We start from the raw sequence: 21,089 nt of genomic DNA, 5'->3' as shown, positions 1-21,089 counted from the left end.
TTCATGTGCGAGCAAAAAACACGGTCCTTCAGCTCGGAAATATCCGGTTCTTGTGGTCAAAGTGAATTGGGCGGAATCTTTGCCTCAAAGCATGATGGCTTCGTCCTTTACCGCTGCAATTCGGGTCCATACCGTCACCGACAACAGGATTTCAGCTGAGCATTGCCGCCACAACAATCGTTCATCAGGAATGACAGCAGCGACCCGATGGCTTCGAAATCAACAAAGTAACGGATGCTTCGGCTTTGCCTTTCGCTTTGCACAAATCCCGCTTCGGCCAGTGCCGATAGGTGAAAGGATGCACGCGACGGGCTTGCCCCGACATTTTCTGCGATTTCCCCGGCACTCATCCCGCCAGGACCCGCGATCACCAGAGCTTTGATAACCTTCAGCCGATCTGCGTTGGACAACGCCTGAAACATCGTTGCCGCCGTATTCTCATCCATATTTCAAAGCCTCTTGAAATGATAACGCTCAAGGTGCAATATATTTCAAGAATCATTGAAATGAAAGGCTCTGAAATGAACTTCTCTACCTTGCTGTCTGCTCTGAAATCCTGCGACCCCGACGCAAAACTCGTTTTCATGTCCGACGGTCGCGAAATAGGGGCAGGCTATCACGTAACCGAGCTTCGCCATTCCTCGTCAAAAGGGATCGACTGTGGCGGCAACATTGAAACTTGGGACGAAGCTCGGCTTCAGCTTCTGGATGGGGCCGGTGACAGCCATATGAGTGTTGGGAAATTCAGCGCCATCGTTTCGAAAAGCCTTAAGAGCATTCCTGAACTCTCCCACGCCTCTCTGCACGTTGAGTTTTCCCCCGACAATATAGGTTTGAATCTCAAGACGATGGATGCCCCAGAACCTTATGGAAACGCCGTCGTAATCCAACTTCATGACGCACGAGCGCTATGTAAGCCAGCGCAACGTAGCGCGTTGGTGCCGTCGGCGACCTCGGGTTGTTGCGGTTCGACCAAGGCTGCTGCAACATGCTGTGCGTAAAGCCATAATCTGTTCTTCGGCAGCGCCGTTCGCACCGATTGGCGCTAACTTGGCGCTGCCTAACGGGCAACTATTCTGACTCGGTCGAGACTGGTTCGAATTCGTCTGACAGCTGCTGATGTGCTCTTGCTGTCGTCAAGCAAAAGCCGCCATCACGCCGCGCAGCTCGGCCAGCCCGCGCATCCGGCCAATGAGCGGGTAACCCGGCGTGCTATGCCCCCCCAGATCTCCCAGCAGTTCTTGCCCATGATCCGGGCGCATAGGGATTTGCCAGTCGTCACGTCCGTGGGCCTTTCGGCGGTTCTGCTCGGCCATCAGCGCGCGGATGGTACCGACCATATCGGTATCGCCTTCAAGATGCGCTGCTTCGAAGAAATCCGGTTTCTGCCTGTCTGCTCCTTCGATGCGTTTTGTGTTGCGCAGATGCACAAAGTGGATGCGGTTGCCATGCCTGCGCACAAACTCCGGGCCGTCGAAATCGGCTGCAACCCCAAGCGATCCGGTGCACAGCGTCGCGCCGTTCGCAGACAGGTCAACCGCCTCAAGCACCGCGGCATAGTCGTCGCTGCTTGACATGACGCGCGGCAGACCGAGCAGGGAGAAGGGCGGGTCGTCAGGGTGACAGCACAGGCGGAGGCCAAGTTCTTGCGCAAGGGGTGCGACCTCAGACAGGAAATCGATCAGGTTGGCGCGCAACCGGTCGGCATCTATGTGGGAATAGGTGCTCAGCAATGCGCGGACGTCCTCGACGCTCCATTGATCATTGGCGCCAGGCAGCCCGGCGGTGATATTATGTTGGAGCTGCGCTTTCGACGTGTCCGGCATGGCCGAAAGTCGTGTTTTGGCAGTGGCTTGTACCGCATCCGAATAGTCTTCGACCGCACCCGCGCGCTGTAGAATATGGATGTCGAAAACCGCGAAATCGGTCAGGTCAAACAACATGGCCGCACCACCATGTGGTTGTGGTGCGCGCAGGGCTGTCCGTGTCCAATCCAAGATCGGCATGAAGTTGTAACACACCACCTTGATCCCGCAGGCGGCCAGAGCCCTGAGACTGGACCTGTAGGCGTCGATATGCGCAGCCATATCAGCGGATTGCGTCTTGATGGCCTCGGACACTGGCAAGCTTTCAACGACATCCCAACCATAACCTGCGGTGGCGAGCAGCGATTGCCGTTCCGCGATTGAGCCTTTGTCCCAGGCCTGACCCGGTGGGATGTGATGAAGGGCCGTAACGATACCTTCAACCCCGACTTGATGCAGATCGGCCAGGGCTATGGGGTCCTGAGGTCCGAACCAGCGCCAGCATTGTTTCATGGCTGCCATCCTTCATACAGTGGGTGGTCGGGTTTGATGGGCAGGTCCACGCGCTGACCCGTTCGGGCGGCGTGATAGATTGCCGTGACCAGACCAACTGAGGCCGCGCCTTCGGCAAGGCTGACCGCCGCGTTTGGCTCGGTTTGCAGGGCTTTGCCGAGCTCGGTAAAAAAACCTTCAAAACCAACAGGTTCTGGCGCGCAGCTGGCCAAGGCCGCATCAATCTTGGCTTGATCTTCGGGGTTCCGGGCGACAAAGCTCCAGGGCGGTTGCCCCGGCGCGTAAGGTTCTGTGCCGGATGTGGCTGTCAGATGCTCAAAAACGATCCGCAAGCGGGTCTCATCCTTGGCGGCCCCCAGGGTGATATTGCTGGTGCATAACGCGCCAGAGGCCATCTGAAAGCAAATGGTGGCGCAGTCCTCGGTTTCGATCGGGTTCACGCGCGTGGTGGTCATCGCCGAAAGCGACGCAACTTCGCCTGCGATATGGGTCAGCAAATCATGGTTGTGGATCGCGTGCCCCAGCACCGCGCCGCCGCGTTCGCCTGCCCATGTTCCACGCCATGGTACGGCATAATAGTCGGCCCCCCGGGACCAGTGCGTTTCAAGCGCGGCGGTCTGAACGGCGCCTGTCAGACCGCTGCTTTGCAGGTGTCTCAGCTGCGCGAGGGACGGCCCCCAACGGTATTGAAACACAGGGAAAACGTGCCTGCGCGCCTTTTCCGAGGCGTCGATGATCTGCTGCACCTCGCGCATCGAGGTGGCCAGAGGTTTCTCGCAGACGACGTGTTTGCCAGCAGCAAGCGCCGCCAGAGTGATCGGGACGTGCAGATGCGGTGGCAGGCAGATATCGATAAGGTCGATGGTCGGATCATCAAGGACGTCCTGAATGTCGGACACGGCCCGAAAACCTGAAACTCCTCGGATCTCTTCAATGCGCGCTGTGTCCTTGTCGACCACCGCACTCACGCGAAACGTGTCGCTCAGCAGTTCCAAGGCGTCCAGATGCTGCGCCCCGATCCCGGCGCCGAGGATTGCGACGTTGATCATCGAGCTTCCGCCATTTCCTGCGCCCGCAAGGCCAGTTCCATGACGGTAAAGCAATGGGTTTGGGTCATCGCCGTTTCGGTGCGGTTGCGGATATCGTCGGCCAGACGCGCGAAATAGGGCAGGCCCGCATCCGAAGCGTCGATCTTTTGGCATGTCTCGCCATTGACCAGGATCAGATGGTCGGTACCCTCAGCGCCGCCCACATCGACGTATTTCCGCAGCTCGACATAGCCTTCGGTGCCCAATATCGTCAGCCGCCCATCCCCCCAGTTGGGCAGAGCATCCGGCGTATACCAATCCACGCGGATGTATCCGGTGCCCTGATCACTGCGCAGACTGACCTCACCAAAATCCTGCAAGCCGGGATCGCCCGGATTGGCATAGTTCGCGACAAATGCATTCGTGATCTGGGCGCTGTCAGATCCGGTGTAATGCAGGAACTGGTCGATCTGATGCGAGGCGATATCCGCCAAAATGCCCCCATATCGTTCGCGCTGAAAAAACCACTCGGGCCGGGTCGCGCGGTTCAGGCGATGAGGGCCCATGCCGATAGTTTGGACGACCTTGCCAATAGCCCCTGCAGCAACCAATTCACTTGCACGCGTGCTGACAGGTGTTTCAAATCGTTCGGAAAAATTCACTGACCAGATCCGGCCTGTGTCGGCAACCGCTGTCTTGATCTGGTCGAGTTGGGCAAGCGTGGTGCAGCCCGGTTTGTCGCTCATGACATCCATGCCGTGTTGCATGGCCTGCACCGTCAATCTGGCCCGATCCGCCGGAACCGCAGAGATCAAGGCAAGGTCCGCGCCGCTGTTCAGAGCGTCCTCCAAAGTGTCGAGGCGAGGGATATCGGGAAAGCGTTTCACATATCCCGGCAGCGTTTCCGGCGTGCCCTCTGTCCAATAGCCGACGCAATCGACGCCCACTTTGCGCATGTTTTCGGTCATGCCATAGATGTGGCGGTGGTCCAGTCCGATGGCGACGCAGGTCAAACTCATTGGGTAACTCGTGTTATCTGGCCGCTTTGATTGGCGGATTGCATTGCATCGATCACCGCATGGGTGCGCAGGGCACTGCGACCGGTGGCCATGGGCGGTGTGCCAGAGCGTATGGCTGCGGCAAAATCCTCGATGACCGACTGATGCCACGCATGTGTAAACGCCATAGGGTCGGCGCCCCCGCCGGTTGAGGCGGTTTCGCCGGTTTTGGTTTCGGTGCCATCCAGAGAGGTCACCGTGAGAACGCCCGATCCCAGATGGGCCTTGGCGCGTGTGCCCTGAATGGTGATGGTTTCGGCGGCACCGGGAAAGTCAGCAGTTGTGGCCATCAACGTCCCGACCGCTCCGTTTTCCATCTCAAACAGGGTACCGGCCCAGTCTTCGGCCTCAAGATCATGCAAGGGCGTTGTTCGCATCATTGCCTGGAGGTTTGTTATGGGCCCCAGCAGCCACATCGCAAGATCCAGCGTATGTATGGCTTGCGAGATCATGACCCCACCACCATCGCGGGCATAGGTGCCGCGCCCCGGTTCGTCATAATAGCTTTGATCCCGCCACCACGGGACACGGATATCGACCGTGGCAATCGTGCCCAAAGCGCCTGTCTCCAACACCTGCTTCAACGCTTGCGAGGCAGCGCGGGCGCGATGTTGAAACACGATGCCCAGCGGAACGCCTGATACTTCGCAGGTTTCAACGATTTCTGTCGCAGTCTTCAGTGTCCGTTCAACGGGTTTTTCCATAAGAATTGGTTTTCCGGCAGCGGACAGTATCCCGACCAATTCTTTGCGCTGATCGGGGGGCGTTGCGACGATGGCGAAATCGATGTCAGGGTCGTTTGCGATATCCTCAACTGAGCCGAATGCCCGCGTGCCATTCCGGCGGGCGAACTCTGCGGTGCGTTCGGGATTGCGCCCCAAAACGCCCGCAAGAGCAAGGTCTTGATCGGACGCTTTTATCGCAGCGACATGCGTGCCGGCGACCATTCCCAAGCCGATCAATGCGATGTTCATAGAGCCCCCCAAAAACTTGGTTTCAATGTGGGGTTTTGTTGATGAAAGATGCAACCAAAAAAACTATGCTGGCAGGTGAGAATTTCTGTTTAGGAGGCTGAATTGACAGGTAATTTGGGGGAGGTAGCGGAAAACCTGTACCTCGGCATCAAGGATATGCCGATTGTTTCGCCTCATGGCCATTGCGACCCGGCGTGGTTTGCCTCTGACGCACCGTTTCCAAACCCGGCCGAGCTGCTGGTTGTGCCCGATCACTACGTGTTCCGAATGCTGTATTCGCAAGGTGTCCCGCTGCACGAGCTTGGGGTGGGACCAGAGGGGCGTAACACCGATCCGCGCGATGTGTTTCGTACCTTTGCCCGGCATTGGAATCTGTTTCTGGGAACACCGTCGCGGGTCTGGATCAGCTATGTCCTGCGTGAAACGTTGGGGATCTCCGAGGCGTTGTCCGAGGCGTCTGCTGACGCAATCTATGACCAGATTTCCGACCAACTGGCCCGCCCTGCGTTTCGTCCAAGGGCATTGTTTGACCAGTTCGGGCTTGAGGTTCTGGCGACCACGGATTCCGCGTTGGATGACCTGTCTCACCACGCCGAAATCCGCCGCAGTGAATGGGGCGGGCGGGTGATCCCAACCTTTCGACCAGATGGAGTTCTGGACGGCGCCGACCCCGGTTTTGTGCAGAACCTTGCGGCGCTTGAAACGCTCACAGATTGTGATCTGGGAAGCTACGACGGATATCTGCAAGCCCTTCGCAAGCGGCGTGCGTTTTTCATCGAAATGGGGTGCACCGCAACGGATCATGGTATCGAGCGCGTGCATACTGAGTGGCTGGATGAACCCGATGAACTCTATCAGCGGCTCAAGACGCAAAAAGCCTCGACCCAGGACGCGCGCCGGTTTTACGGGCATATGCTGATTGAAATGGCGCAAATGTCGGTCGAGGATGGGCTGACCATGCAAATCCACGCGGGCAGCAAGCGCAACACCAATCATGATCTGATGCGCGACTTCGGGCGCGACATGGGCGCGGATATTCCGATCGCAATGGATTGGGTGAACGGGTTGGAGGCGCTGTTGAACCGGGTCGGGAACATCCCCGACTTGCGCATCATCCTGTTCACCTTGGATGAGGCCACCTATGCCCGTGAACTGGCCCCCATGGCCGGGCACTGGCCTTGCCTGCGGATCGGTCCTCCGTGGTGGTTTCACGACAGCCCTGCAGGCATCGCGCGTTACTTCGATCAGGTGGTCGAGACGGCGGGATACTATAATCTGGCCGGGTTCAACGATGACACGCGCGCCTTTCTGTCGATCCCCGCGCGGCATGATCTGTGGCGTCGGGGTGTTGCGGATCACCTGGCACAGCAGGTTGCGCGTGGCTATTTCGGGCAAAGCGACGCCGAAAGACTGGCCAGACTGTTGACCACGGATCTGGCGCAGCAGGTATATGGGTTGCAAAACTGATGGCCACAATTCTTCACTTCGGGCTTGGAAATTTCGCCCGCGCACATCTGCTGGACTATACGGCGCAGGCCAGTGGATGGGACGTGATCGGCGTTAGTTTGCGCTCGTCCGGCGTCCGCGACGGGCTGGTCAAGCAGGGCTTTGCCTATGACTTGTGTGTGCAAGGGCAGGGCGTAAAGCGCATCGAGGTGATAAGCGATGTTTTGGTTGTGCCCGAAGATCGCGCGGCGGTTTTTGAGGTGATCCAGACCGCAGATATCATTTCGGCGACCGTGACCGAAAAGGGGTATCATCTGGATGCAAGTAGCAAGCTGAACCTGCAAGACCCGGCGATCCAGTCGGATCTGTCAGGGCAAGCGGTTTCGACTCTGATCGGGTTCCTCGGTCATGGTTTGGCGCAAAGACAATCGCCGGTAACTGTGCTGAGCTGCGACAACCGGTTCGAGAACGGGGCGGTCCTGAAATCAGCGGTGTACGATTTTGCACAGGCTGCCGGGTTGGATTTGAATTGGGATATCCTGAGTTTCCCCAATTCGATGGTCGACCGTATCACCCCGGCCACGACAGACGCGGTGCGCGCGATCAGTGGTGACCCGATGGCCGTTCCGACCGAGGCGTTCTCTGAATGGGTCATCGAAGACCGCTTTGCAGGTGCGCGCCCGGATTGGCCGGGTGTGCAACTGACCGATGATGTTGCACCGCATGAAAAGCGCAAACTGCGCATGTTGAACGGCGCGCATTCGCTTTTGGCCTATGGTGGGCTCGGGCGGGGCCTGACCTATGTGCATGAAGCGGTGGCCGATCCGGTCTTGCGCCCTCTGGTGACCCGGTTGATGGCGGATGCAGGCAGCACTCTGCCCGCGGCGTTGCAGGATCAGGTTCCGGCCTATGCGCAAGCGTTGATCCACCGGTTCGAAAATCCAGAGCTGGCACACCGCCTCGATCAGATCGCGATGGATGGCAGTCAGAAACTACCCTACCGGTTCTTGCCGACCCTGCGTGAGACGGGGTCAGAAGCCGTTCGGGACGGGCTGCGGTTTTGGATCGCGTTTTGTCTTTCGGAAACGGCGCAGGGCAGGGCATTGAACGACCCACTGGCAGATGAGATCGCGACGGCCGCAAGACAGACGGATCCGGTGCCTGCATTGTTGAAATTGATCGGTGCCGAGGATCTTGTGCCTGCCCTTCGGCAGAAGTGAGTTTGGCCCCTTGGTGTGGCCAACTGCTAGGCTTTTTCTCGTTTCCAGATGATCAGCCCTGCGCTCATGATCAGGGCGGCACCGGTCAGGGTGCGGGCGTCCGGAACAGTGCCAAAGACCAGATACCCCCAAATCGCCATATAGATCAGGTAGGAGTAGGTGAACGGCATCAACTGGTTGGCTGTGCCGAACCGATGCGCATTGGTCAGCAATTGGTGGCCAACCCACCCGAAGACGCCCAAAGCGATCAGAATAAGCACTCCGCCAATATTATCAGGTTGAACCCAGAACCAAAGGGCGAAGGGCAGCAGAACAACCGTGCCAGTCAAACCCAGATAAAACTGCATCGTGTCAACGGCGACGACACCTGACAACTTGCGCGTCATGATGGAATACAGTGCCAGCGCTGTGGCATTATAGACGATCAACAGCATCGCTGGATGAAAGACAGTGCCAAAGGGGCGCAGGATGATCAGAACACCCAGAAACCCCAGAATGATTGCGCCGATGCGCCAAGGCCCAACTTTCTCTTTCAGCACAAAAACGGTCAGAAAACACACGATCACCGGGCTTGAGAACATGATCGCCGAAACGACTGCCAGCGACAGAAACTGAAGCACGTAAAAATTGAAGACGGTGGCTGAGACCAACAGTAACGCGCGGCTGATCACCTGCCACGGGTGATCGGTCTGAAAGCGGCGCAGCCCCAATCCACCTTTTGCAACAACGCCCAGAGAGATCACGAAGTGGCCCGCATAGCGCATGAAGGCCAGTTGAAACGCAGGAATTCCGGCCACGGCCAGCCACTTGGCGCCCAGATCGACAATCGAAAAGGCCAACCACGCCAACAGCATCATCAGAATGCCGAGGCGCGGAAGATCCGCTGTTGAACTGGCCGTGACAGGCATCACTCAGCTTTTGAAGCGATTGACATAATAGTCCACCATCTGACTGACCATATCGTCTGCTTGTCCGCTGTCACGCGCATCATTGAGCGCAGACAATGTGCCCTGTGACATCACGCTTGTGACACCGGCCTCTTTGGCCATGCGGTCGTAATAGCCGAGATCTTTCGCGGCGTTCTTGATTGCAAAGGCCAGTTGGTTCGGGTCGCCCTCGACCCCGTAGGCTGCGACAAAATCCATCATACCGGAATGCAGCGGGCCTGCAGCCATCACCTCATGAAGCTGTTTGCGGTCAACACCCGCCACATCCGCCATCGCCAAAGCTTCGGCCATAGCGTTGGCCACTGTCATGCCAAAGAAGTTGTTGATCAGTTTGATTGTATGCCCCGAGCCGACCTCCCCGAGGTAAAAGACGTTTTCGCCCAGATCTTTCAATACCGGTTCGGCATTGTCATAGGCCGCTTTGTTGCCCGAGGTCATGATGTTCAGTTTGCCTTCCAGCGCATGCGCCGGGGTGCGGCCAAGCGGAGCGTCAAGATAGCTGCCTCCGGCCGCTGCAACCTCAGCCGCAAGGGTGCGCGTGCTGCCGGGAAGCGAGGTGCCGAAATCGATGACAATTGCACCGTCTTTCAATCCGGCGATTACCCCATCGGCACCGCGCATACGGCCTTCAACCTGATCCGAGGTGCCCATGCACAGCATGACGATATCGCTGGCCTTGGCCAGTTCGCAGGCATTCGCGGCCTCAGTCGCGCCCCTGGCAATCGCAGCATCCAGATGGGTGCGGTCACGGTTTCCCAGAACGGTGACGGCATAGCCTTTGTCCAAAAGGCGGCTGACCATGGCGCCGCCCATCAGGCCCAGACCAATAAATCCAATTGATGGTTTGCTCATTGGGTGTCCTTTCCATCCAAGACCTTGCGGTCAGCTATATCCTGCCCCGGCGGGTTGCGCGCGGAGCGTTTCTTCTATCATCGTGGCAATTTCGAGTGTGCGCGCGGCATCGGCGACGTCGATCAACGGTGCCGCCCCATCGATTACTTCCAAAAAGTGATCCAGTTGCGCCGCCAAAGGGGGCTGATCCTGGATCGGAGTTTCCAGCGGTTGTCGCGTCGCAGCCGTGCCCCAATCCTGCCCCTGCCAGAGCGTCATCGAGGGGTAACTGATGGCACCTTGGGTGCCTGTGATCCACATCATGTCTTGCCCGGTAGTGCCGATATTTGGGTTCTCACCAGTTCCGGCCTCAAACCCCCATGGGCTTGGGGCGGCGTCTGTGAAGCTGATGGTTCCGGTGGCACCGGTGTCAAAGGCCAACGCGACGGCGCCGCTTTCAATGCGTTCAGACCCGCGCAAAGATGCGCCGCGCAGGGCCGCGATTTGGGTAATCTCGCCGATGACAAAGCGCAGTACATCTATGTCATGCACAAGGTTGATCATCACGGGGCTGCCATCCGATGTGCGCCAGTTCTGCTGGAAATAGCTATCGGGTTTGCGCATGGCCCACAGCAATGAGATATTGATGACCCGGCCAATTGCCCCTTCGGCGATCTTACCCCTCAGTTGTTGCAAGCTGCGGTGATAGCGCCGGTGATGACCCACCAGGCTTTGAACGCCCGCGCCTTGCAGTGCCGCTTGCAGTCGCTGAGCGTCCCCGACCGAACCGGCCACCGGTTTTTCGATCAGCACATGCCATCCGCGCTGGGCCGCCTCGATCCCGTGATCTGCGTGCAGATGGGTGGGCGTGGCAATGATGGCGCCATCGACCTCTGCTTCGACGGAACCCATGCAGTAAAACCGCGGGGCTTCGATCTGGATGGTGGGGTCGGGATCGGCCAGCCCCACCAGCGCGCAATCGGGATGGTGCATCACAGCCTGCGCGTGGCGCATACCGATCAACCCGCCTCCGACCACTAGGATCCGCTTCACGTTACCGCTCCGATCTGCTGTGGCGGGGCCTCATAGCAGCAGCGCGATGATACCGGGCCAAATCAGCAGCACCGAAAGCGCCAGCAGCTGAATTCCGATAAAGGGCAGGAAGCCGCGGAAGATATCTGTGAGGCTGATATGGGGCGGGGCCACCGACTTCAGATAGAACGCCGCAGGGCCAAAGGGTGGAGACAGGAAGCTGACCTGCATGTTCATACAGAACACAACGCCAAACCAGATTGCCACATGGCTTGGGTCAAGTTGACCAATAAGCCCGATCTCTTCGATGGGTAGGCGCAGCACGATGGGCAGGAACACCGGAATGATCAGCAGCACAATGCCGACCCAATCCATGAAGGCCCCCATGAAAAGAAGGATCAGCATCATCACCAGAATGACCAACATCGTGGGCAGGTCCTGTCCAACAATCAGATCGGCCACATATTGCGGCCCACCCGCGATGGTATAGGCACCCGCCAGCGCCGCAGCACCAATGGTGACCCAGATGATCGTACCGGTGGATTTGAGCGTGCGCATAAGGCTGTCCCAAACCAGTTCAAAGGATCCTTCGCCCCTGAGAACGGCAATGATCAGAACGGCAAAAGCGCCCATGCCCGCCGCTTCGGTGATGCCGGTGATGCCGCCATAGATCGAGCCCAGTACAACGCCGATGACCACAATCGGGGCGACAAGACCTTTGCCCATCTCCCATCCGATTTTTGCGCGTTCGCGCCCGAAGACGAAAAAGATCAGCAACAGCGAAACGATGGTGATGCCTGCAAACCACGGCAGGTATTCAACCGTTCCCAGCCGCGCAGGTTCGCCCTGGCTGGCGGCGTTCGAGCCTGAAAGCTCGAAAAAGGCCGCACGGATGAACAGGACGGTCGAAAAACCAGCGACGACAATGCTCATGAACGCGGCAAAGAGTTTGCGCTTTTCGCCAGGTTCAGGGTCGTTGGGATCCGGTTCCGGCAAAGGTGCATGGTCCGGGTTCAGCTGGGTGCGAATGATGATGTAGAGAATGATCATCGAGGCCAGCATGAAACCGGGGATGAACGACGCGGTGAACAGCGACTTGATCGAGGTTTCCGTGATCAGCCCGTAGATGATCAGTACAATCGAGGGCGGGATCATGGTGCCCAGCGACCCGGACGCACAGATCACCCCAATCGCGAGGTTCTGGTTATATCCCAGCCGCAGCATCTGCGGCAGGGCGATCAGGCCCAGCAGGACTACTTCACCCCCAATAATGCCGGACATGGCGGCCATGATAACGGCCATGATCGAGGTCACGATGGCAATCCCACCGCGCGTCCGCGACAACCAGACATTCAGCGAGGAATACATGTCCTTGGCGATCCCGGACCGTTCCAGCAGCGAGGCCATGAAGATGAACAAGGGCACGGATATGAGCACGTAGTCCGTTAAGAGCCCGTATATTTTCTGGGCCAGGATATATAAGGGCCCGGTGCCCGGGCGCCCGGTGAGAATGCCGTCTCCGAAAGAGAACGGGTTCAAAAGCAGGGTAGGCTCGAACTTCAACACCAGAACCAGAACGGCCAGCGAAGCCGATGCCAGACCCAGAGGCATACCGATGGCCAAAAGCGCGATCAGCGCGACCATCAGGATGAGAGAGATTGTTCCAATGTCCATCAGTCTTGCCCCACCGCTTTCTTGATCATTTCTATTTCGTCTTCGTCTGGTTCATCGGTGTGGATTTCTGGCTCTTTGTTCCAATCTGCGATCAGGTTCAAAATCGCCTGCATCGCCACAAGTGTGATCACGATCAGCACCATGGGCTGCAGGGTCGCTGGTATCGGTGGGTTGAAGGCCGAGCCGTAAAGCTCCCATTTATAAAGCTTATTGACGAAAACCTGCTTGAAGCTGCCGTAGACCAGAAAGAACGCAAACAGCACGATAAGCACCGTCGAGATCGTATCGAATACGCGTTGAAGCCAACGAGGCACGGCATCATAAAGCAGGAAAATCCGAATATGGCTGCGCTGCTGCATGGCATAATAGCCGGACATCAGGAATACGAAACTGGCAAACCAAAGGGTCATCTCGTTGGCCCATTCGGTCGGCTTTTCCAGAATGTACCGCATGAACACTTCGTACAGCATCACAACGGTCATGATCGCGATCATCATCATGGTGACACGCCCGATGAACAGCGCGAAATGATCCATTGCCGTGGGGCCGTCAAACTCCATCGCAGCCGGTCGAACGGTCTTGGTTCCGATCACAGCAAGGATGGGTAAAAGGATCAGCGCAGCAAGGTCGATGATGTCGATGAACCCGCCGAAAACGCCCGCCATTTCGGGTGTCACGTCACTGCGCAGATAGATTTCAGTGACCTGGCTTTTGAGTGATTCAGACTCGTAAGGCAGCCAGTCCAGCAAAAAGGCTGGCAGGTGCCAAACCAGCCAACTGGCCGTGGCGACGAAGGCCAGGGGGATGAGCCACTCTATGAGCCCGCCTGAGTTTTTATGCATCGTTTAACCCTCGTCCCTATCCGTCGATCGTGTAATGCGTGATGAAGTCCCGATTTGGCTCGACCCCCAGTCCGGGGCCGGTCGGGATCGTGACGCGGCCGTTATTGGCCTTGACCTGTTTTTGAATTTCCAGCGGAACTGTCAGTAGATCATCCCGGAACTTGTTGTCTGTCGTGTCGAACTCCAGCATCGGTTCCCACGGGTGCAACCCACCCGGCAGCGCGGGCATGGACGCCAGAAGATGCAGATTGGTCGCAACGGCGATGGCGCTGCCCCAGACATGATTGACCACAGGTGTGAAATGCGCGTGGCAAAGCGCCAGCACCCGAAGGTATTCCGAGATACCGCCCAAAGCGCAAACCTCGGGCTGCGCGATGTCTAGGCCCCGGTTTTCAAGAAGATGTCGCCAGGCCCAGCGGTTGAACACCGCCTCACCACCCGAAATGTTGATCTTCAACCCGGCGCGAAGTTCGCGATAGCCGTCAATGTCTTCGGGCGCGACGGGTTCTTCGAACCAATAGGCGTCCAGTTCTTCAAGCGCGCGGCCAACGTAGAATGCGTCCGAGGTTGTGTAAGCGTGGTTCGCGTCGACCATGAACCGAAAACCGTCACCCACGCCTCTCCGAACGGCTTCGCAGAGTTTGACATCCGGTTTTGGACCGAACCCGGTTTTCATCTTAGTGGCGGTAAAACCCATCGCTTTGATTTGCGCGGCTTCGTCCTCGAAACGCCGTGCAAGATCATCGACCGGTTCATCCCGCAGCATCATGCCATAGCCATAGCAGGGCACGGAGTTTCGATGCGCACCGCCCAACAATTTGTGCAGCGGCAAGCCAGAAACCTTACCCGCAATGTCCCAAAGCGCGATGTCCACGCCAGACAAGGCCTGGATCGGCATACCGCTTTGGCCATGGTCTCGCAGAAGGTTATACACCTTGTGCCAGATCACGTCCTTGTCCAACGGGTCCATGCCAAGGACCATTGGTTGAATAACTTTCTCGACGATGGATTTGTTGGCAACGGCCACATTGCCGGGGCCAAAACACTCACCCCAGCCGGTCACCCCCTCGTCGGTCTGAACCTCGACCAGATGGGTTGTGCGCCTGTCGTAATACTGCTGCGAATAGCCAAGAACTTCCGGCATATCGTATTGCAGGACGTGGCTTGTTATTCTGGTGATTTTCATGAAATCGGGGTCCCGGCGCAAGTTCGGACAGGCCGTTCGCGCGGCCTATCCGTTGTCAGCCAACATTCAGCTGAAGCTTGATTATTGCATCGCGCCCATATCGCGCAGGAAGTTGATATGGCTCTCCAAAAGCGCCTGGGCTTCGGGGGTCGTGGCAAACTCGGTCCAACCAACTTGAACAGCTGCGCGGTAAGCGGCCAGATCTTCCGGTGTCCATTCGTACAGCTGTACGCCCTTCGCCTTCAGGTCTTTTGCTGTTTGCGCGTTCTGCACTTCGTTGATTGTGGCGTTGTGCAGTGCCAGGCTGTCCATGGCGACTTCCATGATCTTCTTGTGGTGCGCAGGCATCGCGTCCCACACGTCTTTGCGGCACGCCAGATGGTCTGCCGGCATCGAGTGGAAGCCAGGATAGTTGGTGTGTCCAGCGATCTCATAAAGACCCAAGCCCACGTTGTTGGTCAGGTTTGCAGCATCCGCACCGTCGATAATGCCAGTTTCCAGCGCGGTGAAGATCTCGTTAAAGTCCATCACGATGGGTGACGCGCCAAGCTCGGCAAACACCTTGGTGGCCAGACCCGGAGGTGAGCGGAATTTCCAATCCTTGAAGTCTTCGACCTTGGCAATCGGTTTGGTGGAAGACAGCGATTCCGGCCCCGGAATCCACCACCCGATGAACTCCATGTCATAGCCATTGTAAAGGTCGTTTACCGCGTCTCTGCCACCACCATGCAGCAGCCAGGCCATTTGCTGATAGGGGTTCTGGTAGCCGCCGAGCAGGTCGCCCGCGAACTGGAATGCAGGGTTTTTACCGGTTTGATAGCCACCACCGGTCATGTCGCAGTCCAGAATCCCGGTTGCTGCAGCGTCAAAGGTTTCCACCGATTTGACCACTGATGACGAATAGAACATTTCAACTTCGATTTCGCCATTCGACATCTCTTGGATGTCTTCCACGTATTTGGCAGCCATCTGTCCGGACAGCGTTTCAGGCGAGAAATGCGTTTGAATTCTAAGCTTGGTGGTCTCCGCCACCGCGAAACCGGCTGCCATTGTTGTAGCTAGGGCCGCCACGGCAGCTGTTTTGACTATTTTCATATTGTCCTCCCAGACGTTGAGCGTTCCTTGGGAAAGGAGATCTTTCTGCCTCCCTTGCCGTTACGCAGTTTGACGTTAAGCCGAAGTAGCGGATGCAACAAGAAGAATTTGAGATTTTTAATAATTTCGAGATTATTGCCAAAAATCAAAAATACGTTTAGGACGGGTTCAAGCCCAAACGCAGAGGTGCGTTCCCAAATGAGTGAAGAAGTTGATATCTATCAAAGCCTTAGAAGGCGTCTGATCTCTCGGGGATTCGAGCATGGAGCCAAGGTTCGAGCTGAGGAATTGCGAAAGGAATACAATTGCTCGGCCAGTACCGTTCGCGAAGTTCTGTTTCGATTGTCAACGGTTGGCCTTGTCGACTTTCAAGAGCAACGGGGTTTCCGTGTTCCCAAACGCTCGCCCAAGAAGCTTATCGAGCTGACCCATATTCGGATTTTGCTGGAAGCCGAGGGCACAGCGATGTCAATTCGCAAAGGCGGAGTGGATTGGGAGGCAAGGCTAACGGCTGCCCATCATAAGCTTAGCCATATCGAAAAGCGCATTCATGCTGCCGAAGATCCAAGTGATCTGGTCGAGATTTGGTTTACGTCGGAAAAGGAATTTCACGAGACGCTCATATCCGCCTGTGGATCGGACACTCTCAAGCAGATGCATGGCCGGATCTACGCGCAATTCAGGCAGCAACTGATGGTGGCTGATCGAAATTTCGGACATATCTCTCAGAACATCAGGCATCATGCCGATATTCTGAAGGCTGCTTTGTCAGGGGATGAGCAGTTGACGCGGGACAAGATCCACGACCACCTGAAGCGCCATCTCACGGGAAAGACGATGGGAGACTAACGGCCAAAGTCATCCTCGAGATAGGCTTGGATGATGTCGTCGAAACTGGTTTCCGCTGTGAAACCCAGCGACAGTGCGCGTTTTGTGTCGAAGTTTCGTGGCCAGCCTTGGACAATGCTGTCGATTGTGGGATCCGGTCTGTACTTGATCAGATTGGCCGTGTTTGCACCGGCCGCTTTTCGCAGCGCTTCGATTTGTTCTGCAACTGTGCAGCTGACGCCGGGCATGTTTAATGCCCGCCGACCTTTCAAACGCGCTGTGTCCAACTGTGCAGCATGTGTCAGAAACCCGGCTGCAGCGCGGGGGCTTGCGTGCCAATGTCGTACGGTGTCGGCCACGGGTAGGACAGCCTCGACCCCATTCAAAGGTTCTCGGATGATCCCTGAGAAAAACGAGGACGCTGCAGCATTGGCCTTGCCCGGGCGGACACATATCGTTGGCAAGCGCAGCGACAGACCATCGATGTACCCCTTGCGGCTAAAGTCCGAAACCATCAGTTCCGACGCGGCCTTCTGCGCTCCGTAGCTGGTCAAAGGGGCCGACAGAAATTCGTCGTCGATCTTCTCGGGAAAGGGGGCTCCGAATACGGCAATCGAGGATGCGAATACAAACCGGGGGCGGTATTGCCCCTCTGAGGCGTCATGTTCATCTTTCAGCGCATTCAGCAGCGCCCAACTTGCCATCAGATTCACATCCCAGCCCAAGGCAAAGTCGGCCTCGGCCTGACCTGAAACGATCGCGGCCAAGTGGAAAATCAGATCGGGCCGCCGAGCAGCCAGGGCCTTGGCCGCAGTCGGAGCAGCAATATCGCCGACGATCTGTTCACCAGCTGCGCTGGGCGACGGGAAACCAAGATCAAAAAGCGTAACCCGCGCGTCGGGCCCAAAGGGGTTTTCGGTTGAAAGACGCTGCGCCAATTTCTGGCCGAGCATTCCACCGCCGCCGATGACAAGGATCTGTGTCATGACATGCCGTTCCGTTTTTTAAGTTCCAGATACAAGGCCGAATGATCCCAATCGGCGCCGCCCATGTCTTCGATCAGATAGGCGAACCGGTCGCGTACGCTTTGCGTGCTGGGCAGTTCCAACCCCAAACTGCGAGCTTCTTCCAACGTGTTGTCCAGGTCCTTAACCTGAAATTTAGACAAGCCACCCGGTTCGAAATTGCCTTCGGACATGCGTTCGCCATGCTGTTGCAAAATGACGCTATCGGCAAATCCGCCAGTCAGAGCTTTGCGCAGGGCTGCCGGGTCCGCGCCGCCTTGCTGGGCCAGCAGCGTTGCTTCGGCTACGGCGGAAATGGTCACGGCGACGATGGTTTGATTGGCCAGTTTGCACAATTGTCCGGCAGCGCTGGGGCCTACGTGAACCGGGCGACCCATCGCGGACAGGACCGGTTTGACCTGATCCATCACCTCGGCTGCTCCACCGACCATGATTGCAAGTGTCGCTGCTTCAGCCCCTTTGGTGCCGCCGGAGACCGGTGCATCCAAATGCGACACTCCAAGCGCTGCCAACTGGGCCGATTGGGCGCGGGCATGTTCTGGCTTGGCGCTGGACATGTCGATCCAGATTGTTCCAGGTTTCAGCTGTTCACAGAAAGACGAATCGTCCAGTAGCGCACCGGTGGCGTAGCCATCGGACAGCATGGTGATGATGATATCGGCATCCTTTACCGCAAGCGCCGCGCTGTCTGCCACCTTCGCTCCGTCCGAGGCCAAAGGTTGGGCTTTTTCAAGGCTGCGGTTCCAGACCGTCAACGGGAAGCCTGCCGCCAAGAGATTTCGTGCCATCGGGCCACCCATAAGACCGGTTCCCAAAAACGCCACGTTCGGTTTTTCGCTCATGTTTTTCTGTTCTCCTCAAACTGCACCGCGCAGGGTTATGGTCAAACCCGCATCTCTGACTTACGCTAACGGCCTGAGGCCTACATGCCAGAAATCGTTTTAAACCTGCATAGGTTTCTTTGTATTTCAGGTGGCCTGGGGAACAAGCATCACCGATTCGGTTGCTAGATATGAGGTCGAAAAGTTTTTATGTCAGAACGACTTAAGGGAAAGCGAGTGCTGGTTTCAGCTGCCGCTCAGGGGATCGGTCGGGCCAGTGTAATAGCCATGGCGCGCGAAGGCGCGATGGTCTTTGCGACGGATATAGACACGCAAAGCCTATCTTCGATTCGCGACGAGAATCTCGAAAATATCGAAATTTTCGAGATGAATGTCAGGGATGACGACAGCGTCCAAGAGGCAGTTGCGCGGGCCAAGCCGGATGTCCTGTTCAACTGCGCGGGCTTTGTTCATCACGGCACCATTCTGGATGCGACGGATGACGAATGGGACTTTGCGATGGATCTAAACCTGCGCTCGATGGTGCGCACGATCAAGGCTGCGCTGCCTGGGATGCTCGAAAGAGGAAGCGGGTCGATCATCAATATGTCCTCGGCTTTGGGGTCTATCATCGGCGCGCCGAACCGTTTTGTTTACGGTACAACCAAGGCCGCTGTTGTCGGGCTCACAAAGTCGGTGGCCGTTGATTTCATAACACAGGGCATTCGGTGCAACTGCATTTGCCCGGGCACGGTCGACAGCCCAAGCTGGCGCGATCGGGTCGACGCCCTTGGCAAACAACTGGGCAGCCGGGAAGAGGCCCTGGCACAGTTTGTGGCGCGCCAACCGATGGGGCGTGTTGCCAAGGCAGAAGAGATCGCAGCTCTGGTCGTTTATCTGGCAAGCGACGAGAGCGCATTCACCACAGGACACACACATATCATTGACGGGGGCTGGTCAGGCCAATGACAAAAATATCCAAAGACGATCTGCGGTCGCGCAAGTGGTTCATGAATTCCGACAACCTGGAAATGACCGCTTTGTATCTTGAAAGATACCTCAACTACGGGCTGACGCGGGAAGAGCTGCAGTCTGGCAAGCCGATCATCGGCATCGCTCAGACCGGCAGTGATCTGAGCCCCTGTAATCGGCATCATATCGAGCTGTCTAAACGGGTGCGCGACGGGATCATTGCTGCCGGAGGGACATGTATCGAAATCCCGGTGCATCCGATCCAGGAAACCGGCAAACGGCCTACCGCCTCGCTTGACCGCAATCTGGCCTATCTGTCTTTGGTCGAAAGCTTGTTCGGCTATCCGCTGGACGGGGTCGTGCTGAATATCGGATGTGACAAGACTACGCCCGCGCTGCTGATGGCTGCCGCGACGGTGAACATCCCGGCGATTGCCTTGTCTGTGGGGCCGATGCTGAATGGCTGGTGGAAAGGCGAGCGGGCCGGATCGGGCACCGTCATCTGGAAAGCGCGCGAAGATCTGGCCGCCGGAGAGATCGACACCAATGAGTTCATGGAAATCGCCGCCGCCTCGGCGCCTTCGGTGGGCTATTGCAACACGATGGGTACGGCCACCACGATGAATTCGCTGGCTGAGGCTCTGGGCATGCAGTTGCCGGGTTCTGCAGCGATTCCAGCGCCTTACCGCGAACGTGGGCAGATCAGCTATGAGACCGGAAAACGCATTGTCGAGATGGTCTGGGACGATCTGCGCCCCAGCGACATCATGACCCGTGCGGCGTTTGAGAATGCAATCGTCATCAATTCGGCCATCGGCGGGTCGACGAATGCGCCGATCCACCTGAACGCGATTGCCCGGCATCTGGGTGTGCCGCTGGACAATGATGACTGGCAAAAATTCGGCCATGACGTGCCGCTTTTGGTCAACATGCAGCCCGCCGGGAAATACCTGGGCGAAGATTATCAGCAGGCGGGCGGTGTTCCGGCTGTTATCGGAGAGCTGATCGAAGGCGGGCTGCTGCCAAACCCGGATGCGATCACGGCAAACGGGCAATCGATGGGGCAAAACTGCACCAAGCGCCGGTCACTGAATGCGGATGTCATTAAGCCGGTCAGCGACCCGGTCAAGGAGCAGGCGGGCTTTATCAACCTGTCAGGAAACCTGTTCGAAAGCGCGATCATGAAAACTTCGGTGATTTCGCCCGCGTTTCGCAAGGCGTATCTGTCGAACCCGGATGACCCGGATGCGTTCGAGGGCAGGGCGGTTGTGTTCGACGGGCCCGAGGATTTTCATCACCGCATCGATGACCCGTCTGAGAATATCGACGCGAACTGCATTCTGATCATGCGCGGGGCTGGGCCCAAAGGCTATCCCGGTGCTGCCGAAGTGGTGAACATGCGCCCGCCTTCGTATCTGCTGAAACAGGGGATCGAGGCATTGCCTTGCATTGGCGATGGGCGGCAATCGGGCACTTCGGGAAGCCCATCGATCCTGAATGCCTCACCCGAGGCCGCAGTAGGCGGTGGTCTGGCCCTGGTGCAAAACGGTGACCAGTTGCGGATCGATCTGGGCAAGGGCACTGCTGATATGCTGGTTCCGTTGGAGGAGCTGCACGAACGGGCCCGCGCGCTAGAGGCTGCTGGCGGATACGCCATGCCACCCAACCAATCGCCCTGGCAGGAGATTTTCCGCGAAAAAGTCGATCGGTTGGATCGCGGCATGACCCTGAAAGGGGCGGATAAATACAGCGATATCGCGCGCAAATTCATGCCGCGCGACAATCACTGAAG

At 57.4% G+C, this 21,089-nt stretch carries 20 protein-coding genes; 6 read left to right on the top strand and 14 right to left on the bottom strand.

The annotated features are described in order from the left end of the window. Positions 1-134: 134 nt before the first annotated feature. Positions 135-446 carry a helix-turn-helix transcriptional regulator gene (locus GOW40_RS03405; RefSeq protein WP_171207888.1) on the bottom strand — a complete coding sequence of 104 codons (312 nt, stop codon included), beginning with the start codon at positions 444-446 and terminating at the stop codon, positions 135-137. Between the two features lie 18 nt (positions 447-464). Between GOW40_RS03405 and GOW40_RS03400 the strand changes: the two genes are divergently transcribed. After that, positions 465-1,001: a DUF6428 family protein gene (locus GOW40_RS03400; protein ID WP_171128547.1), complete on the top strand. Its 537-nt coding sequence runs from the start codon at positions 465-467 to the stop codon at positions 999-1,001. Positions 1,002-1,136: 135 nt separating this feature from the next. Here the strand turns inward: GOW40_RS03400 and uxuA are convergent, their stop codons facing one another. Genes uxuA through GOW40_RS03380 form a run of 4 tightly spaced genes read right to left on the bottom strand, consistent with a single transcriptional unit; the run spans position 1,137 to position 5,378 of the window. Next, complete coding sequence (gene uxuA, locus GOW40_RS03395) at positions 1,137-2,318, bottom strand: mannonate dehydratase (RefSeq protein ID WP_171128549.1); 1,182 nt, start codon at positions 2,316-2,318, stop codon at positions 1,137-1,139. After that, a complete protein-coding gene (locus GOW40_RS03390; protein ID WP_171128551.1) occupies positions 2,315-3,367 on the bottom strand; it encodes a Gfo/Idh/MocA family protein in 1,053 nt (350 codons plus the stop codon). Before GOW40_RS03390 ends, uxuA begins: the two co-directional genes overlap by 4 nt. After that, positions 3,364-4,365, bottom strand: a complete 1,002-nt coding sequence (locus GOW40_RS03385; protein ID WP_171102379.1) for a Gfo/Idh/MocA family protein — start codon at positions 4,363-4,365, stop codon at positions 3,364-3,366. Before GOW40_RS03385 ends, GOW40_RS03390 begins: the two co-directional genes overlap by 4 nt. Further along, the gene (locus GOW40_RS03380; protein ID WP_171128553.1) at positions 4,362-5,378 is read right to left on the bottom strand and encodes a Gfo/Idh/MocA family protein; all 1,017 of its coding nucleotides are present in this window, start codon (positions 5,376-5,378) and stop codon (positions 4,362-4,364) included. Before GOW40_RS03380 ends, GOW40_RS03385 begins: the two co-directional genes overlap by 4 nt. Before the next feature lie 102 nt (positions 5,379-5,480). On the opposite strand from GOW40_RS03380, the gene uxaC reads away from it, so the two are divergent. Together uxaC and GOW40_RS03370 are read left to right on the top strand one after the other, a co-directional pair. Beyond that, positions 5,481-6,845 carry a glucuronate isomerase gene (uxaC, locus tag GOW40_RS03375; RefSeq protein WP_256367820.1) on the top strand — a complete coding sequence of 455 codons (1,365 nt, stop codon included), beginning with the start codon at positions 5,481-5,483 and terminating at the stop codon, positions 6,843-6,845. Continuing rightward, positions 6,845-8,044: a mannitol dehydrogenase family protein gene (locus GOW40_RS03370; protein WP_171128555.1), complete on the top strand. Its 1,200-nt coding sequence runs from the start codon at positions 6,845-6,847 to the stop codon at positions 8,042-8,044. Before uxaC ends, GOW40_RS03370 begins: the two co-directional genes overlap by 1 nt. Before the next feature lie 26 nt (positions 8,045-8,070). On the opposite strand, the gene GOW40_RS03365 is transcribed toward GOW40_RS03370, so the two are convergent. From GOW40_RS03365 to GOW40_RS03335, 7 genes are all read right to left on the bottom strand, one after another. Beyond that, the gene (locus GOW40_RS03365) at positions 8,071-8,952 is read right to left on the bottom strand and encodes a DMT family transporter (protein ID WP_171128558.1); all 882 of its coding nucleotides are present in this window, start codon (positions 8,950-8,952) and stop codon (positions 8,071-8,073) included. 3 nt (positions 8,953-8,955) lie between these two features. Continuing rightward, positions 8,956-9,843, bottom strand: coding sequence for an NAD(P)-dependent oxidoreductase (locus tag GOW40_RS03360; protein ID WP_171128560.1), 888 nt, complete (start codon positions 9,841-9,843; stop codon positions 8,956-8,958). A 30-nt stretch (positions 9,844-9,873) separates the two neighbouring features. Further along, positions 9,874-10,875, bottom strand: a complete 1,002-nt coding sequence (locus GOW40_RS22395; protein WP_171128561.1) for a Gfo/Idh/MocA family protein — start codon at positions 10,873-10,875, stop codon at positions 9,874-9,876. Between the two features lie 30 nt (positions 10,876-10,905). After that, on the bottom strand, positions 10,906-12,528 hold the full coding sequence (locus GOW40_RS03350; RefSeq protein ID WP_171128564.1) for a TRAP transporter large permease subunit: 1,623 nt from the start codon (positions 12,526-12,528) through the stop codon (positions 10,906-10,908). Further along, the gene (locus GOW40_RS03345) at positions 12,528-13,370 is read right to left on the bottom strand and encodes a TRAP transporter small permease subunit (protein WP_171102372.1); all 843 of its coding nucleotides are present in this window, start codon (positions 13,368-13,370) and stop codon (positions 12,528-12,530) included. Before GOW40_RS03345 ends, GOW40_RS03350 begins: the two co-directional genes overlap by 1 nt. Positions 13,371-13,386: 16 nt before the next feature. Next, entirely contained in the window at positions 13,387-14,556 is a 1,170-nt protein-coding gene (locus GOW40_RS03340) for a mandelate racemase/muconate lactonizing enzyme family protein (protein WP_171128566.1), read from the bottom strand. A gap of 81 nt (positions 14,557-14,637) precedes the next feature. Next, positions 14,638-15,651 carry a TRAP transporter substrate-binding protein gene (locus GOW40_RS03335; RefSeq protein WP_171102370.1) on the bottom strand — a complete coding sequence of 338 codons (1,014 nt, stop codon included), beginning with the start codon at positions 15,649-15,651 and terminating at the stop codon, positions 14,638-14,640. Between the two features lie 198 nt (positions 15,652-15,849). On the opposite strand from GOW40_RS03335, the gene GOW40_RS03330 reads away from it, so the two are divergent. Further along, positions 15,850-16,500 carry a GntR family transcriptional regulator gene (locus tag GOW40_RS03330; protein WP_171128568.1) on the top strand — a complete coding sequence of 217 codons (651 nt, stop codon included), beginning with the start codon at positions 15,850-15,852 and terminating at the stop codon, positions 16,498-16,500. Here GOW40_RS03330 and denD read toward each other — a convergent pair. Further along, positions 16,497-17,465, bottom strand: coding sequence for a D-erythronate dehydrogenase (gene denD, locus GOW40_RS03325; protein WP_171128570.1), 969 nt, complete (start codon positions 17,463-17,465; stop codon positions 16,497-16,499). The two genes, GOW40_RS03330 and denD, sit on opposite strands and share 4 nt — an antisense overlap. Then, on the bottom strand, positions 17,462-18,346 hold the full coding sequence (locus tag GOW40_RS03320) for an NAD(P)-dependent oxidoreductase (protein WP_171128572.1): 885 nt from the start codon (positions 18,344-18,346) through the stop codon (positions 17,462-17,464). Before GOW40_RS03320 ends, denD begins: the two co-directional genes overlap by 4 nt. 189 nt (positions 18,347-18,535) lie before the next feature. On the opposite strand from GOW40_RS03320, the gene GOW40_RS03315 reads away from it, so the two are divergent. Further along, positions 18,536-19,294 carry an SDR family oxidoreductase gene (locus tag GOW40_RS03315; protein ID WP_171128574.1) on the top strand — a complete coding sequence of 253 codons (759 nt, stop codon included), beginning with the start codon at positions 18,536-18,538 and terminating at the stop codon, positions 19,292-19,294. Then, entirely contained in the window at positions 19,291-21,087 is a 1,797-nt protein-coding gene (locus GOW40_RS03310) for an IlvD/Edd family dehydratase (RefSeq protein ID WP_171136353.1), read from the top strand. The genes GOW40_RS03315 and GOW40_RS03310 overlap by 4 nt, the downstream gene beginning before the upstream one ends. Positions 21,088-21,089: the final 2 nt, after the last annotated feature.

The organism is Ruegeria sp. HKCCA6707 (genome assembly GCF_013033515.1).
Classification (GTDB): Bacteria; Pseudomonadota; Alphaproteobacteria; order Rhodobacterales; family Rhodobacteraceae; genus Ruegeria.
This window is presented reverse-complemented; position numbering and strand designations above follow the sequence as displayed.

Bases quoted from the DNA above. Each gene is read 5' to 3' on its own strand.
- GOW40_RS03405 (WP_171207888.1), bottom strand. From the start codon at position 446: ATGGATGAGAATACGGCGGCAACGATGTTTCAGGCGTTGTCCAACGCA.
- GOW40_RS03400 (WP_171128547.1), top strand. From the start codon at position 465: ATGATAACGCTCAAGGTGCAATATATTTCAAGAATCATTGAAATGAAA.
- uxuA (WP_171128549.1), bottom strand. From the start codon at position 2,318: ATGAAACAATGCTGGCGCTGGTTCGGACCTCAGGACCCCATAGCCCTG.
- GOW40_RS03390 (WP_171128551.1), bottom strand. From the start codon at position 3,367: ATGATCAACGTCGCAATCCTCGGCGCCGGGATCGGGGCGCAGCATCTG.
- GOW40_RS03385 (WP_171102379.1), bottom strand. From the start codon at position 4,365: ATGAGTTTGACCTGCGTCGCCATCGGACTGGACCACCGCCACATCTAT.
- GOW40_RS03380 (WP_171128553.1), bottom strand. From the start codon at position 5,378: ATGAACATCGCATTGATCGGCTTGGGAATGGTCGCCGGCACGCATGTC.
- GOW40_RS03370 (WP_171128555.1), top strand. From the start codon at position 6,845: ATGGCCACAATTCTTCACTTCGGGCTTGGAAATTTCGCCCGCGCACAT.
- GOW40_RS03365 (WP_171128558.1), bottom strand. From the start codon at position 8,952: ATGCCTGTCACGGCCAGTTCAACAGCGGATCTTCCGCGCCTCGGCATT.
- GOW40_RS03360 (WP_171128560.1), bottom strand. From the start codon at position 9,843: ATGAGCAAACCATCAATTGGATTTATTGGTCTGGGCCTGATGGGCGGC.
- GOW40_RS03350 (WP_171128564.1), bottom strand. From the start codon at position 12,528: ATGGACATTGGAACAATCTCTCTCATCCTGATGGTCGCGCTGATCGCG.
- GOW40_RS03345 (WP_171102372.1), bottom strand. From the start codon at position 13,370: ATGCATAAAAACTCAGGCGGGCTCATAGAGTGGCTCATCCCCCTGGCC.
- GOW40_RS03340 (WP_171128566.1), bottom strand. From the start codon at position 14,556: ATGAAAATCACCAGAATAACAAGCCACGTCCTGCAATACGATATGCCG.
- GOW40_RS03335 (WP_171102370.1), bottom strand. From the start codon at position 15,651: ATGAAAATAGTCAAAACAGCTGCCGTGGCGGCCCTAGCTACAACAATG.
- GOW40_RS03330 (WP_171128568.1), top strand. From the start codon at position 15,850: ATGAGTGAAGAAGTTGATATCTATCAAAGCCTTAGAAGGCGTCTGATC.
- denD (WP_171128570.1), bottom strand. From the start codon at position 17,465: ATGACACAGATCCTTGTCATCGGCGGCGGTGGAATGCTCGGCCAGAAA.
- GOW40_RS03320 (WP_171128572.1), bottom strand. From the start codon at position 18,346: ATGAGCGAAAAACCGAACGTGGCGTTTTTGGGAACCGGTCTTATGGGT.
- GOW40_RS03315 (WP_171128574.1), top strand. From the start codon at position 18,536: ATGTCAGAACGACTTAAGGGAAAGCGAGTGCTGGTTTCAGCTGCCGCT.
- GOW40_RS03310 (WP_171136353.1), top strand. From the start codon at position 19,291: ATGACAAAAATATCCAAAGACGATCTGCGGTCGCGCAAGTGGTTCATG.